The sequence below is a fragment of the Bradyrhizobium sp. CCGUVB23 genome, from assembly GCF_024199885.1.
In the GTDB taxonomy this organism is placed as follows: Bacteria; Pseudomonadota; Alphaproteobacteria; order Rhizobiales; family Xanthobacteraceae; genus Bradyrhizobium.
Map to the genome: position 1 here is coordinate 783,751 of NZ_JANADQ010000001.1, position 13,580 is coordinate 797,330.

Annotated in this window: 13 protein-coding genes; 8 read left to right on the top strand and 5 right to left on the bottom strand. The window is 64.8% G+C overall.

Annotation, left to right across the window (positions count from 1 at the left end; genetic code table 11):
- The first annotated feature begins 69 nt into the window (after positions 1 to 69).
- From NLN62_RS03440 to NLN62_RS03470, 7 genes are all read left to right on the top strand, one after another.
- Positions 70 to 1,380 carry a hypothetical protein gene (locus NLN62_RS03440; protein WP_254107389.1) on the top strand — a complete coding sequence of 437 codons (1,311 nt, stop codon included), beginning with the start codon at positions 70 to 72 and terminating at the stop codon, positions 1,378 to 1,380.
- Between the two features lie 356 nt (positions 1,381 to 1,736).
- On the top strand, positions 1,737 to 3,665 hold the full coding sequence (dxs, locus tag NLN62_RS03445; protein ID WP_254107391.1) for a 1-deoxy-D-xylulose-5-phosphate synthase: 1,929 nt from the start codon (positions 1,737 to 1,739) through the stop codon (positions 3,663 to 3,665).
- A 185-nt stretch (positions 3,666 to 3,850) separates the two neighbouring features.
- Positions 3,851 to 4,405, top strand: coding sequence for a nucleoside 2-deoxyribosyltransferase (locus tag NLN62_RS03450; RefSeq protein WP_027526542.1), 555 nt, complete (start codon positions 3,851 to 3,853; stop codon positions 4,403 to 4,405).
- Between the two features lie 25 nt (positions 4,406 to 4,430).
- Entirely contained in the window at positions 4,431 to 5,165 is a 735-nt protein-coding gene (locus NLN62_RS03455; protein ID WP_027526541.1) for a TlyA family RNA methyltransferase, read from the top strand.
- Entirely contained in the window at positions 5,158 to 6,405 is a 1,248-nt protein-coding gene (locus tag NLN62_RS03460) for a class I SAM-dependent RNA methyltransferase (protein WP_027526540.1), read from the top strand. Before NLN62_RS03455 ends, NLN62_RS03460 begins: the two co-directional genes overlap by 8 nt.
- A 68-nt stretch (positions 6,406 to 6,473) precedes the next feature.
- Entirely contained in the window at positions 6,474 to 6,776 is a 303-nt protein-coding gene (locus NLN62_RS03465; RefSeq protein WP_027526539.1) for a DUF1778 domain-containing protein, read from the top strand.
- A gap of 3 nt (positions 6,777 to 6,779) precedes the next feature.
- Positions 6,780 to 7,277, top strand: a complete 498-nt coding sequence (locus NLN62_RS03470; RefSeq protein WP_027526538.1) for a GNAT family N-acetyltransferase — start codon at positions 6,780 to 6,782, stop codon at positions 7,275 to 7,277.
- 95 nt (positions 7,278 to 7,372) lie between these two features.
- On the opposite strand, the gene NLN62_RS03475 is transcribed toward NLN62_RS03470, so the two are convergent.
- From NLN62_RS03475 to NLN62_RS03495, 5 genes are read right to left on the bottom strand one after another with little or no spacing between them, the layout of a single operon-like run.
- Positions 7,373 to 8,224 (bottom strand): ABC transporter permease, encoded by an 852-nt coding sequence (locus tag NLN62_RS03475; protein ID WP_027526537.1) that lies wholly within the window; start codon positions 8,222 to 8,224, stop codon positions 7,373 to 7,375.
- 1 nt (position 8,225) lies between these two features.
- The gene (locus NLN62_RS03480; protein WP_027526536.1) at positions 8,226 to 9,071 is read right to left on the bottom strand and encodes an ABC transporter ATP-binding protein; all 846 of its coding nucleotides are present in this window, start codon (positions 9,069 to 9,071) and stop codon (positions 8,226 to 8,228) included.
- Complete coding sequence (locus NLN62_RS03485) at positions 9,068 to 10,114, bottom strand: ABC transporter substrate-binding protein (RefSeq protein WP_027526535.1); 1,047 nt, start codon at positions 10,112 to 10,114, stop codon at positions 9,068 to 9,070. The genes NLN62_RS03480 and NLN62_RS03485 overlap by 4 nt, the downstream gene beginning before the upstream one ends.
- Before the next feature lie 37 nt (positions 10,115 to 10,151).
- Positions 10,152 to 11,366, bottom strand: a complete 1,215-nt coding sequence (locus tag NLN62_RS03490; protein WP_254107393.1) for a CaiB/BaiF CoA-transferase family protein — start codon at positions 11,364 to 11,366, stop codon at positions 10,152 to 10,154.
- On the bottom strand, positions 11,363 to 12,298 hold the full coding sequence (locus NLN62_RS03495; RefSeq protein ID WP_254107395.1) for a hydroxymethylglutaryl-CoA lyase: 936 nt from the start codon (positions 12,296 to 12,298) through the stop codon (positions 11,363 to 11,365). The genes NLN62_RS03490 and NLN62_RS03495 overlap by 4 nt, the downstream gene beginning before the upstream one ends.
- Before the next feature lie 85 nt (positions 12,299 to 12,383).
- Here NLN62_RS03495 and NLN62_RS03500 point away from each other — a divergent pair, with 85 nt between their 5' ends.
- Positions 12,384 to 13,295 carry a GntR family transcriptional regulator gene (locus NLN62_RS03500; protein WP_254107397.1) on the top strand — a complete coding sequence of 304 codons (912 nt, stop codon included), beginning with the start codon at positions 12,384 to 12,386 and terminating at the stop codon, positions 13,293 to 13,295.
- Positions 13,296 to 13,580: the final 285 nt, after the last annotated feature.

Sequence of the window (13,580 nt, forward strand, 5' to 3'; positions counted from 1 at the left end):
GTCAATCGGGGGAGAGAGGCTGGGGCGCCTGACGGGGCCCCAAGGCCGGCTTGCGGGATCACAAGGTCAGTGCGCGTTCAGAACCGCCATATCATCTATGTGCAGGGCTACGATCCGCGCGGCCTCGCGCGATATTATCGCATGTTCCGTACCGAGCTGCGCAAGTTCGACCGGCTCTACCAGCTCAAGACCACGATCAGCAGGCCGCAGGATCTGAGCGAAGGCGAGATCGCGTCGTGGAGCATCGAGACCCGCGCGGACGACTGGCAGACCCGCACGGCCTATGACTTCCTGCGCTTTGAGGATTTCATCAAGCGCGACCTCGCCCAGCCGATCCGCAAGACCGTGTTCGCTGCGCTCTGGGTCTACTGCCAGCTCGTGTTCGGCGGCACCATCGCGCGCTTCGCCAAGGCGAACTGGCGATTCGCGACCTTCGTCAGCTACCCCTATCTGGTGCTGCTCGCGGAGGCGCTGTGCGCGGCCGGCGTCGCATGGCTGTTCCGCAAAGGGCTGGATGCATTCGGCGTCCCCGATCCCTTCAGCCTGCTCGCAGCCGCCGCACTGTTCGTAGCGCTGCTCGGCACCACGCTGAAATACACGGAGGAGAGGACCTATGTGCTCTATCTCCTGCGCGACCACATCTGGACCTGGGAATTCGCCCATCGCCGCCAGCCGGAGTGGGACCGGCGCATCGACCGCTTTGCGGAGCATCTGTGCAAGGTCGCGCGCACCACGCGCGCAGAGGAGATCGTGCTGGTCGGCCACTCCTCGGGCTCGTTCCTCGCCATCGAGATCCTGGCGCGCGCGCTCAAGCTTGATCCTGCGCTCGGGCAACGCGGCGGCCGCATCATGCTGCTTACGGTCGGCGGCAATTGTCCGGTCGTCGGCTATCACGCGGCGGCACAGGACTTCCGCGACCGTTTGCGCGAGCTCGCGGTCGAGCCCTCGATCGAATGGATCGACTGCCAGGCCCGCAAGGACGTGATGAACTTCTTCCAGTTCGATCCGATCGCGGGCCACGGCATCGACGTCGGCGCGGCACGCTGCAATCCCGCCGCCATCGTGCCGGTGCGCTTTCGCGAGATCATCGCGCCGGAGCACTACAAGTTGTTCCGCTGGCAGTTCTTCCGCGTCCATTTCCAGTTCGTGATGGCCAATGAGCGCCCCCACGCCTACGACTTCTTCATGATCGTGTGCGGCCCGGTTCCCTTGCGGGAACGGATGGCCATGCCGGACGCGGCGCTTGCGGTCGCGCTAGGGGACGCCTCGGCCCGCGAGTTTGCCTGGCGACGGCTGGAATTGGAAAATTCCTGTCCCCGCGGTCAAATTCCTGCCGCGGAACTCGGCAAGATGGAACCACCGGCCCGGAGCCGGGGTTAACCAAACCGGCCCAAGGCTTGCAGGCTCATACCCTGTCCAGGGGCCTAACGGGTTGGCTTTGGCGGCAGCTTTGGTGTAAAGGTGCGCGGACTATGGCTATTTGAGAGCCTTTCGTAAGCAAATATTGCTGACGGCAAGTGCTTCAAATAGCTAATGAAATTGGCTGGGACGGGTGACGCCGAGCTGAGTGACAAGATCACAGAGACTGAACCGGAGCGCACTTAGGCTCACTTAAGCTTGAAGAAGGGGCTTTGCCCCTGCGCAGGTGGCTCCGACAGTCAGGGCTCGCGCTGCGCCAATATTGCATACCCATCTCGCGCCGGACGGTCGTCCGGCCCTTAAAATTGGAAATCGCCGTGAACGCATACAGCAAGACGCCGCTTCTCGACACCATCCGAACGCCGGATGACCTGCGCAAGCTCAAGATCGAGCAGGTCCGCCAGGTCGCAGACGAGCTGAGGCAGGAGACGATCGACGCCGTTTCCGTGACCGGCGGTCACTTCGGCGCGGGCCTCGGCGTGGTCGAGCTGACCACCGCGATCCATTACATCTTCGATACGCCGCGCGACCGGCTGATCTGGGACGTCGGCCACCAGGCCTATCCGCACAAGATCCTGACCGGGCGGCGCGACCGCATCCGCACCTTGCGCACCGGCGGCGGCCTCTCCGGCTTCACCAAGCGCAGCGAGAGCGACTACGATCCGTTCGGCGCGGCGCACTCCTCGACCTCGATCTCGGCCGGCCTCGGCATGGCGGTGGCGCGCGACCTCGCCGGCGGCAAGAACAACGTCATCGCCGTGATCGGCGACGGCTCGATGTCGGCAGGCATGGCCTATGAGGCGATGAACAATGCGGGCGCGATGAACTCCCGCCTGATCGTCATCCTCAACGACAACGACATGTCGATCGCCCCGCCGGTCGGCGCGATGAGCGCGTATCTGTCGCGGCTCTACTCCGGCAAGACCTATCGCACGCTGCGCGAGGCGGCCAAGCAGATCAACAAGCGCCTGCCCAAGATCATCGCCAACCGCGCCAACCGCGTCGAGGAATACTCCCGCGGCTTCATGATGGACGGCGGCACGCTGTTCGAGGAGCTCGGCTTCTATTACGTCGGTCCGATCGACGGCCACAATCTCGACCATCTGCTGCCCGTTCTGAAGAATGTGCGCGACATGGAGACCGGCCCGATCCTGGTCCACGTCGTGACCCAGAAGGGCAAGGGCTACGGCCCGGCGGAAGCCTCCGCAGACAAGTACCACGCGGTCGTCAAGTTCGACGTCGCGACCGGCACTCAGGCCAAGGCCAAACCGAATGCGCCGGCCTACCAGAACGTGTTCGGCCAGAGCCTGGTCAAGGAAGCCCAGAAGGACGACAAGATCGTCGCCATCACCGCGGCAATGCCGTCCGGCACTGGCGTCGACATCTTCAACAAGGCGTTCCCCAACAGGACCTTCGACGTCGGTATCGCCGAGCAGCACGCGGTGACGTTTGCCGCCGGCCTCGCCACCGAAGGATACAAGCCGTTCTGCGCGATCTACTCGACCTTCCTGCAGCGCGGTTACGACCAGGTCGTGCATGACGTCGCGATCCAGAGCCTGCCGGTGCGCTTCGCCATCGATCGCGCCGGCCTCGTCGGCGCTGACGGCGCGACGCATGCGGGCTCGTTCGACAACGCCTATCTGGGCTGTCTGCCGAACATGGTGATCATGGCGGCCTCCGACGAAGCCGAAATGGTGCACATGGTCGCGACCCAGGTCGCGATCAACGACCGTCCGAGCGCGCTGCGCTATCCGCGCGGCGAGGGCCGCGGCGTCGAAATGCCCGAGGTCGGCATTCCCCTCGAGATCGGCAAGGGCCGCGTCGTCCGCCAGGGCAACAAGATCGCCCTGCTCTCCTTCGGCACCCGTCTTGCCGAGTGCGAGAAGGCGGCCGACGAGCTCGCGGCGCACGGCCTCTCCACCACGATCGCGGACGCGCGCTTCATGAAGCCGCTCGATACCGACCTGGTGCTCAAGCTCGCCCGCGAGCACGAGATCCTGATCACGATCGAGGAAGGCTCGGTCGGCGGCTTCGGCTCGCATGTCGCGCAGTTCCTGACCGACCAGGGCGTGCTCGACAGCGGCGCGGTGCGGTTCCGCTCGATGGTGCTGCCCGACGTTTTCCTCGACCACGACACGCCGGCCGCGATGTACGGCCGCGCCGGTCTCGACGCCAAGGGCATCGTCGCCAAGGTGTTCGAGGCGCTCGGCAAGGATGTGAAGACCGAGACGGTCAAGCTCGCCTGAGTCTGTTTACCTCTCCCGCTTGCGGGAGAGGTCGGATCGCGAAAGCGATCCGGGTGAGGGCTTTCCCCTCTTGGGGGTTCTCGATTGCGGAGACACCCTCTCCCCAGCCCTCCCCCGCACGCGGGGGAGGGAGCGCAGTTTTCGCCGCGGTGCGCAGCTCGCCTGATTCTCCTGAACGGTTCCCCATGAAAATCTATCTGGCAGGCCCCGACGTGTTCCTGCCGGATGCGGTTGAGATCGGCCGGCGCAAGGTCGCGATCTGCGCTGCCCAGGGGCTCGACGGCCTTTATCCCCTCGACAACGCGATCGATCTCACCGCGCCCGATGCTTCGCGGCAGATCTTCACCGCCAACGAGGCGATGATGGATGCCGCCGAGGCCATCATCGCCAATCTCACACCCTTCCGCGCCGCGGGCGCCGACCCCGGCACTGTCTACGAACTCGGTTACATGGCCGGCCGCGGCAAGCTGTGCCTCGCCTACTCCAACGATCCCGCCGTCTATGCCGACCGCGTCGGCCGCTTCATGGATGTCACGACCGAGGACGGCCGCCTGGTCGATGCGCAGGGACTGACGATCGAGGATTTTGGCCTGGTCGACAATCTCATGATGATCCACGCGCTGGAGCTGCACGGCTGCCCGCTGGTGACGCCGGCAAAGATGCCCGTCGACGTCTGGCACGATCTCGCCGCGTTCGAGACTTGCGTCCGGATGGCGGCCGCGCGACGCTTGCTTACATAAGCGCTTTGGTCGTCCGGAGAACCTGATGTCCCCTCCCCGCAAGCGCGCGGATGTTCTTCTGGTCGAGCGCGGCCTGTTCGAGAGCCGAGCGCGGGCGCGCGCGGCGATCGAGGCCGGGCTCGTCACCGCCAATGACAAGCCCGTCACAAAACCCTCCGAGACCATCGCGGAGAATGCTGTGCTCCAGGCCGAGCCGGCGCATCCTTATGTCTCGCGCGGCGGCGTCAAGCTCGCCGGTGCGCTGGAACGCTACCCCATCGAGATCGAGGACCATGTCTGCCTCGACGTCGGCGCCTCCACCGGCGGCTTCACCGAGGTGCTGCTGGCAAACGGCGCGAGCCTCGTTTTCGCCGTCGATGTCGGGCGCGAGCAGCTGCACCCCTCGCTGCGCGGTCATCCCAGGATCGTCTCGATGGAGGAGACCGACATCCGCTCTTACGAAGGCAAGCGCCTGCCGGCGCGGCCCGATATCGTCGTCATCGACGTCAGCTTCATCTCGCTGAAGACGGTGCTGCCGGTGGCGCTGTCGCTGGCGGCGGCACCGATGAGCCTGCTCGCGCTGATCAAGCCGCAGTTCGAGGCGGAGCGGAAGCATAACAAGAAGGGGATCATCCGCGACGCCGACGTGCATCAGGAGATCTGCGACGATATCGCGGCCTTTGCCGCCTCGCTCGGCTGTACCGACATCGAGGTATTTCCCTCGCCGATCACTGGTGGCGACGGCAACGTCGAATTCTTCCTGGGCGCGCGCCGTGGTTGAGCGCCTGAAGATCGATCACGTCGGCCATCGCGGCGACGGTGTCTGCCTCGACGAACGCGAGGCGATCTACGTGCCCTATGCGCTCGGCGGCGAGACCGTCGAGGTCGAGCAGGTTCCCGGCCATCATCCGGACCGCCGCAAGTTGCTCGCGGTGGATGTGGCAAGCCCCGAGCGCATCGCGCCGTTTTGTCCGCATTTCGGCGTCTGCGGCGGCTGCGCGATCCAGCATTGGGCGGCCGCGCCGTACCAGGCCTGGAAGCGCAACATCGTGGTCGAGACGCTGGCACAGGCCGGCGTCGCGTGCGAGGTGGCGCCGCTGGTCGACGCCCATGGCGCGGGACGCCGCCGCATCACACTGCATGGCCGGTTCGGCACGCATGAGATCCTGAAAGTGGGCTTTGCCGCGACGAGCTCGCATGACGTCATCCCGATCCATCGCTGTCCGATCCTCGATCCCTCGCTCGAAGGTGCGCTCGATGCGGCCTGGGCAATCGCCGAGCCGCTGACGTCGAAAATGGCGGTGACCAAGCCGCTCGACATCCAGGTCACTGCAACCGAGAACGGCCTCGATGTCGACGTGCGCGGATCGGGTCCGCTGCCGGCCGCGATGGTCGCGGCCGTTTCGGGCGTCGCCGAGCAGCATCGCCTGGCGCGGCTGACGCGGCATGGCGAGCTCGTGCTGCAACGGCTGCCGCCGACGCTGCGCATGGGGCGCGCAGAGGTGACGCTGCCCCCGGGCTCTTTCCTCCAGGCAACTGTGGCGGGCGAAGAGACGCTGGCCGCGCTGGTGAGCGAGCGCGTCGGCAAGGCGAAGGAGATCGTCGATCTCTTCTGCGGCGTCGGTCCCTTTGCCTTGAGACTTGCGGAAAAGGCGCGCGTCACGGCCTATGACAGCGACGCCGGCGCTGTCGCGGCGCTCGCGAAAGCTGCGCGTACCCCGGGCCTGAAGCCGATCACGGCCACGCCGCGCGACCTGTTCCGCCGTCCCCTGGTGCCGCAGGAGCTGCGCGACTTCGACGCCGTCGTGTTCGACCCGCCACGCCAGGGCGCGCAGGCGCAGGCGCTAAAACTCGCCGCAAGCAAGGTGCCAGTCGTGATCGCGGTGTCCTGCAACGTCGCGACGTTCGCACGCGACGCGCGGCTGCTGATCGATGGCGGCTACAAGCTCGAGGCCGTCGTGCCGGTCGACCAGTTCCGCCACACGCCGCATGTCGAGCTGGTGGCGCGGTTCAGCCGGTAGATCGACCACACCAGCGGCACTTTTCATGTATTGCAAAATGCGCTACAGTAGGACCTCATTTGTGGAGATTGCCCATGGCTGCCCGGCGCAAGGAACATCCGTTGTCGATGCGATTGCCCGAATCCGACATCGCGATCATCGATCGGGCGGCAACGCTGCGCGGCCGCTCGCGCACTGATTTCGTACGTGACGCGGCCGTTCGCGCTGCAGAGGATGTGTTGATGGAGACACTCCCTATCCGAATGAGTGCCGCAGGGTTCAAAGCATTCCTCGCTACGATATCCGAACCTGCCAAGCCCGTGCCGGAGCTGAAGGAGATTTTTCGGCGGGCTGCGCCTTGGGAGACCGGCAGCTCGAAGGCTAGGAGCTGAGGCTTGGCCATTTCCGGCCCGGAACCGCCCACGGCAGAACACGATCTCGAACCCTTTTCCTGTGGCAAGCCGTCGCTCGACCGCTGGCTCAAGACGCGAGCGCTCTCCAACCAGCAGAAGGGCTTCACCGCCGTCATCGTGGTTCATGAAGCAAATCAGGTGATCGGCTATTATGGCCTCGCGCCAACGGCGATCGTGCCTGCGCATTTGCCGCGATCAATCCGAACCGGACAGCCCCCGGCCCCCGTCCCCTGCCTGCTCCTCGGACAGCTCGCAACGGATCAGAACTGGATAGGCAAGGGTGTCGGGACCGGACTCCTCAAACATGCGCTCGAGCGTTGCGTGACCGCCGCCGGCCTGATCGGTGGGCGCGCTCTCGTCGTGAATGCGGTTGACCTTGACGCGGCTGCCTTCTGGTCGCGGCGCGGCTTCGTCCCATCCAAAGATGATCCGTTGATCCTGTTCAGGTCGATCGCAGACATTGCTGCCTCGCTGCCTTAGTGACCGCGCACGGCGACGCGTGGCTCCTTATCGATGGCGACTACAAGCTCCGGACTGCAGGAGTGCATGACGGAAGCTTCTCGAATCCTGCAGCCTTATGCCGACGGCTCGAATTGCGGCTGCCAGCGCAGCAGGTAGGACTGCAGCGAGCGTACGGCGACCGCGAGCAAAATGCCGACGAACATCATGACGAAGATGGCGACCATCATCTCGCTGGCGTTGGCGCGCGCTTCCGCTTCGATGATGAGCTTGCCGAGCCCGCGTTCGGCGCCGATGAATTCGCCGACGATAACGCCGATCAGCGCAAAAGACACCGCCGGCAGGAGCGAAGCGAACACCCAGGCGAGCGCGGACGGGATCACGACGGTACGCAGCACGGTGAATTCGCTGGCGCCGAGCAGACGGGCGACTGCGATCTGGTCGCGATCGACCGCGCGCGTTCCCTCAAAGGTGTTGAAGAACACCACGAAGAACACGACCAGCCAGGCGGTCGCGATCTTGGAGAGATCTCCGAGGCCGAAGATCAGGATGACCAGCGGCACCAGCGCGATGCGCGGTATCGAGTTGAGCGCCACGATGTAGGGCCCGAACACGCGGGCAAGGAAGTCGGAGCGGCCGAGAATCAGGCCGGCCGCGATTCCGCTCAAAGATCCGAACAAGAATCCCCACCAGGTGTTTTTCAACGTGACCAGCGTGGCGAGCCACAGATTATTGTCGTTGCCCTTGATGCAGGCGGCAAAGCCAGCGGCGTCAGAGAAGCAGCCCAGCCGCAGAAAACTCTGCCAGATCAGCGACGGCTTGGCGACGAAATAAGGATCGAGGATTTTTGGCACGTAAGCCTTCGGCAGCAGCGCCTTGCTCCATTCAAAGCCCCACTGCCAGATGACGAGCACAGCTGCGAGAATGGCCAGTTGCCAGAGCAGGATCACGGTTCGGCTTTTCGCCATGTCAGTCAGCCCTGGTGCGGCGGAATTCTTCGCCGAGGGAATGCCAGATGTGGGAATAGAGGCGGCCGAATTCGGCGGTCTCGCGCACGGCCACGGGATCGCGCGGCCGCGCGATGGCGACGTCGAAATCCTCCTTGAGCCGCCCGGGCCGCGCCGAGAGCAGGATGATGCGGCTTGCGAGTGTCAGCGCCTCGCCGAGGTCGTGCGTCACGAACAGCACGGTCTGCCGCTCGCGCTCCCAGATCTCCAGCAGAGTCTTGTGCATCTCGAGCTTGGTGTGGGTATCGAGCGCGCCGAACGGTTCGTCCATCAGCAGGATTTCGGGCTCCAGGATCAGCGTCCGCATCAAGGCGACGCGCTGGCGCATGCCGCCGGAGAGCATGCGCGGGAAGCTCTGCGCAAAACCTGTGAGCCCGGCCTTCTCCACGGCCGAAGCGACGCGCCGGGCGCGCTCCGTCTTCGGCAGCCCTGCGATCTCCAACCCATAGCCGATGTTCTGCTCCACGGTCCGCCAGGGAAAGAGTGTGTCGCGCTGGAAGACATAGCCGACCCTGGGGTTGACCTTGCCGGTCTCGACGGTGTCGTCGTCGATGAGGATGCGCCCGCCCGAGCGCGGCAACAGCCCCGCCACCATGTTGAGAATGGTGCTCTTGCCGCAGCCGGATGGGCCGAGCAGCGCGACGAACTCGCCCTGCTTGACTTCGAAGGACACATCATCGACCGCCACGAACTCCCGGCCAGATGCATTGAAGCGTTTGGCGAGACATTGCACGGCGATGCGCGTGCGCGCCGCGGCCCTGTCGTCGTCTCTCGCGCGCGCGAGGCCCGGGCTGGGTGCAGCCATCATTTGTATTTCGCCCTGGCTGCCTCAAGGAAGCTCATGTCGACGACATCCTCATACTTGGTTTCGGGAATGTCGGTGCCCTTGCGGTACCAGGGCTTGGCGCCGCGTTCGAACGAGGACTTGTCGATAACCCCGTCATAGGCCCAGGTCGACTTGTCGAAGCCGAGCTCGGCGCTGATCGCATCGGGGTCGATGCCGGAGAAATATTTCGGCGTGACCAGCGCCTGCACGTCCGCGAGCGGCGTCGTCTTCACGAAGGCCATCGCGCGGTAGATCGCGTTGACGTAGCCCTGCACCATCGCCTTGTCCTGCTCGACCGTGTCCTGGAGTGTGTAGATCACGAGCACGGGCAGCGTGCCGCCGAAATCCTTCTCGAACACACCGGGCTTTGACGTGTCGTAGATCGTCCTGCCAAACCCCTTCTTCTCGACTTCGACGATCCAGCTCGGCGGCGCCATGATGGCGTCGAACTGCTTGGTCTGGAGCGAGGGGAACATCGTGTTGGGCCCTCCGCCTGCGACCCAGTTCACCTTGTCGGCGAGACCGCGCGCCTCGAACACATAGGTGCCGAACACCCAGGTGCCCGAGCCGATCGCAGTGGCTGCGACGATCGGCTTGGCCCCGTCCGCGCGCTTGTAGTCCGCAAGCTTCTCGACCGAATTGATGCCGCTCTCATAGAGATCCTGCCGGACCATGATGTTGGCGTAGGAACACACCATCTCGGTCGCAAGCAGGATCTTGCAGGGCTTGCCGCGCGCGCTGAGCTGGAGCGGATGGCTGGCATCGCCATGCGCGAACAGCGCCTGCCCTGCCGCCAGCGTCTGGCGGCCGAACGTGCCGGCATTGCCGGTCACGAGCTTTGAATCGAGCCCTTCGTCCCTGAAGTACCCCTTCAGCTCCGCGATCATGCCGATGGCGTAGACCGGCGACACCGGTCCGAAAGCGAGCGAGACCTGCTTGCCCTCCGCGCGCAATCGTCCCGGCAGCAGCGATGCGCCGGCCAATACGGAGCCCGCGATCAGCGCCTGACGCCTGGTAATGCTCATGTGCTCCTCCCTGTCTTCTGTCTTGATCGCGCAAGCATCAGGACGGCGCGACCCTGATTGTTCCGGCTTGTCGCAGCGCTTCGATCTCGTTCTGGGAAAGGCCGATCTCGCTCAGGATCTCGCTCGTCTGCTCGCCGATCTGCGGCGGATCGTAGCGGTTGGGCAGGCGGCGGCCGTCCATGGAGATCGGCAACAGCGGCGTTCTCGCCTCGCCGCCGTCAGGCAGGCGAATGTCGGTCAGCCCACCCGACTGGTTGAGATGCGGGTCATCGAAGAGATCGCCGGGTTTGTTCACCGGCGCGTAGGGCAGATCGAGCTGCTCAAGGCGTGCGGCGAGATCGGCCTTGTCCCATTGCTTGAAGATGTCAGCGATTTCGGGGATCAGCCAGCCGCGATGGTCGACGCGGTCGTTGCTCGTCGCAAAGCGCGGATCGGTAAGCCAGGCTTCGCGATCGAAGGCGCGGCAGAACGCCTCCCATTGCTCTTCACCGACGATGGTGACGAACAGCTTTGAGCCGTCCCTGGTGTCGAAGAGGTCGTAGACCGGCCAGGGGCTGTCCTTGATCGAATAGGGGATCGACGGCTGGCCGCTGACCACTTCGCACATCATGGCCTGCGCCATCAGGAACACGTTGTTCTCGTACAGTGCGCTCTGGATATAACGACCGCGGCCGGTGCGCTGCCGCTCGGCGAGTGCAGCCTGAATCGCGATCACGCCGAACATGCCGCCCATGATGTCGTTGACCGAGGCGCCGGCGCGCATCGGCCGGTCCGGCAGTCCGGTCATGTAGGCGAGGCCGCCCATCATCTGCACGACCTCGTCGAGCGCGAGGCGATTTTCGTAAGGGCCGGGAAGATATCCTTTGAGCGAGCAATAGATCAGGCGTGGCGCGAAGGCCACCACCGTCTCGTAGTCGAGGCCGACGCGCTTCAACAGACCCGGCCGGAAATTCTCGATGAGGACGTCGCTGCTCTCGATCAACCGTCGCGCGATCGCTTGGCCTTCTGCGGTCGACGTATCCAGCGCGATGCTGCGCTTGTTGCGGCTGTAGGTGGCGAAGAAGCCGGCGGCAGGGCCCTTGAAATAGCGGGTGCGGTCGCCTTTGGGCGGCTCGACCTTGATCACGTCCGCGCCGAGATCGGCGAGGATCAGCCCGCAGCTCGGTCCCATCACCATCTGGCTGAACTCGATGACGCGAAGGCCGGCCAGCGGACGAAGCTCCGATGCGGTCTCGCGCATGGAAGCCGTCATGCCGCCCTCCGCAGCACCTTGGGGATGCCCGCCTCGTGCAGATGCCCCGTCAGATGTTTTGCCGGGATGTGACGGGCGAGAATCTCGCGGGTTTGCATCAGGCGATCGAGATCAATGCCGGTGGACAGGCCCATCCGCTCCAGCATGAACACGAGATCCTCGGTGACGATGTTGCCGCGCGCACCCGGGGCAAAGGGGCAGCCGCCGAGTCCGGAGACCGCCGCATCGAAACGGCGGATGCCTGCCTCAAGGCCAGCGACGGCATTTGCGAGGCCCGCGCCGAGCGTGTCGTGCAGATGCAGCCGCAGCGTCATCTGCGATCCGACCTCGCGCCTGACAGCCTCGACAATCTGCCCGATCAGTTTCGGGGTGGCATAGCCGACAGTGTCGGCAAGCCCGATCTCGTCGGCGCGACCCTCGGCAAAGGCGCGCGCAAGCCGGCACACGGCCGCTTCGCTGACCTCGCCTTCCAGTGAGCAACCGAAGGAGGTGGAGATCGCGCCGATCAGTTGCGGCCGCTGGTCCAACGGACGGGCGTCGATCGCGGCGCGGACCGCGCGAAATCCCTCGAGCTGCTCTTCGACCGAGCGCCGCACATTGGCGCGGTTGTGCGTCTGGCTTGCCGAGATGACGAAATAGACGGCGTTGACGCCGGCGGCGATGGCGCGCTCGGCGCCCTTCGGGTTCGGCACCAGCGCGCCGATGGTTACCGTCTTGTGCGTGAGTGCATGCGCCATCACCGCATCGACGTCGGCGAATTGCGGCACGACCTTTGGCGGGACGAAGGATCCGGCATCGATCTCACGCACGCCCGCGGCAGCGATCGTGTCGATCAGCGCGCATTTGGCTTCGGTGGGAACGAACACATCCAGATTTTGGAGACCATCGCGGGGAGCGACCTCGCAAATATGGACATCCGGCGCGCGCGCCATCGGGCTCTCCCTTGATTGTATATTATTGCATAAAAGAACAATCCGTGGGACAGTCTGTCAAGCCCTAAACTTTGCATGCACTGCAATGACCACGTCCGACAGTTCCCGACTGCGTGCCGCCAAAAACGGCGGTTCCGAGCGTGCCGAGCACCTCGCTGGCCTGATCATGGCGCTCGCCCGTCGCGAAGGCATGAAGGCCGGCGATCGCTTGATCGAACAAAGGCTTGCGGATGCGCTGGACCTTTCACGCGCGCCGATCCGGCTCGGCCTGAAGGCTCTGGAAGCGGCAGGGCTTGCGCGCGGCGAGCCGCATCGCGGCTTCGTGCTGGCGAAGAATCCGACCAGCGGCGCGGCCCAACCGGCGCTCGCGGCCGTCAGGCGCAGCGAGCAGGTCTACGCGACAATCGCGGGCGACGTGCTCGCGAGCCGGCTGCCGGCCGATGTCACCGAGGCGGAGCTGATGCGCCGCTATGATCTGAGCCGGGCCGAGCTGCAGCGGCTGCTCGACCGAATCGCTGCCGAGGGCTGGATCGCGCGCCTGCCGGGCTATGGCTGGCGCTTTGCGGTAACGGTCTCCAGCCCCGAAGCTCAGGCCAAGGCGATGGCGTTTCGCGCGGTGATAGAGCCGGCGGCGATCGCGCAGCCCGATTTCACGCTGTCGCAGGAGGTGATCGCACGTTTGCGCGAGCGCCAGCTGCGCGTCCTGGAAGGCGAGCTCGAGAAGATGACGATCGGAGAGATCTATCACTCCGGCTGCGAGTTTCATGAAGAGATCATCCGCGGCGCCGGTAATCCGTTCTTCGTTGAAGCGCTCAAGCGCGTGAACTCGATCAGGCGCCTGTTCGCCTATCGCAGTTTCGCCGACCGTGACGGCATGCGCCGGCACGTGCGTGAGCATCTGCGCCTGCTCGACCTCCTGGAGGCGCGGCGCTACGCCGAGGCGGCGGAGCTGATGGCAAAACACCTGCAACGCCCGCTGGTAGCCGGCTTGTCTTGAGGCCTGAGGCCTGCGTGGTCGCTGCTGCTCCCGCGATTGCGAGCGGTGACAAAAATGTCGCACGCTCGGAAAAGATCAGTGCCTGGCTTTGAAACTGGCCGATCTGCCGGCCCAGCCAGTCCAGAATCTGCTAATGTCCGCAATTATTACCTGTTCTTTTTAATACGGAACGACTCAAGTGATCATTGAAATCGCTTGTTCTGTAATTTGCATCGTCGCGATGCGGGCTATCTCGAAGACGTACAGGCGACGGCGAGACGTACTTTATGGCCCGTATATGACCCC

Bases quoted from the DNA above. Each gene is read 5' to 3' on its own strand.
- NLN62_RS03450 (WP_027526542.1), top strand. From the start codon at position 3,851: ATGAAAATCTATCTGGCAGGCCCCGACGTGTTCCTGCCGGATGCGGTT.
- NLN62_RS03455 (WP_027526541.1), top strand. From the start codon at position 4,431: ATGTCCCCTCCCCGCAAGCGCGCGGATGTTCTTCTGGTCGAGCGCGGC.
- NLN62_RS03475 (WP_027526537.1), bottom strand. From the start codon at position 8,224: ATGGCGAAAAGCCGAACCGTGATCCTGCTCTGGCAACTGGCCATTCTC.
- NLN62_RS03480 (WP_027526536.1), bottom strand. From the start codon at position 9,071: ATGATGGCTGCACCCAGCCCGGGCCTCGCGCGCGCGAGAGACGACGAC.
- NLN62_RS03485 (WP_027526535.1), bottom strand. From the start codon at position 10,114: ATGAGCATTACCAGGCGTCAGGCGCTGATCGCGGGCTCCGTATTGGCC.
- NLN62_RS03490 (WP_254107393.1), bottom strand. From the start codon at position 11,366: ATGACGGCTTCCATGCGCGAGACCGCATCGGAGCTTCGTCCGCTGGCC.
- NLN62_RS03495 (WP_254107395.1), bottom strand. From the start codon at position 12,298: ATGGCGCGCGCGCCGGATGTCCATATTTGCGAGGTCGCTCCCCGCGAT.
- NLN62_RS03500 (WP_254107397.1), top strand. From the start codon at position 12,384: ATGACCACGTCCGACAGTTCCCGACTGCGTGCCGCCAAAAACGGCGGT.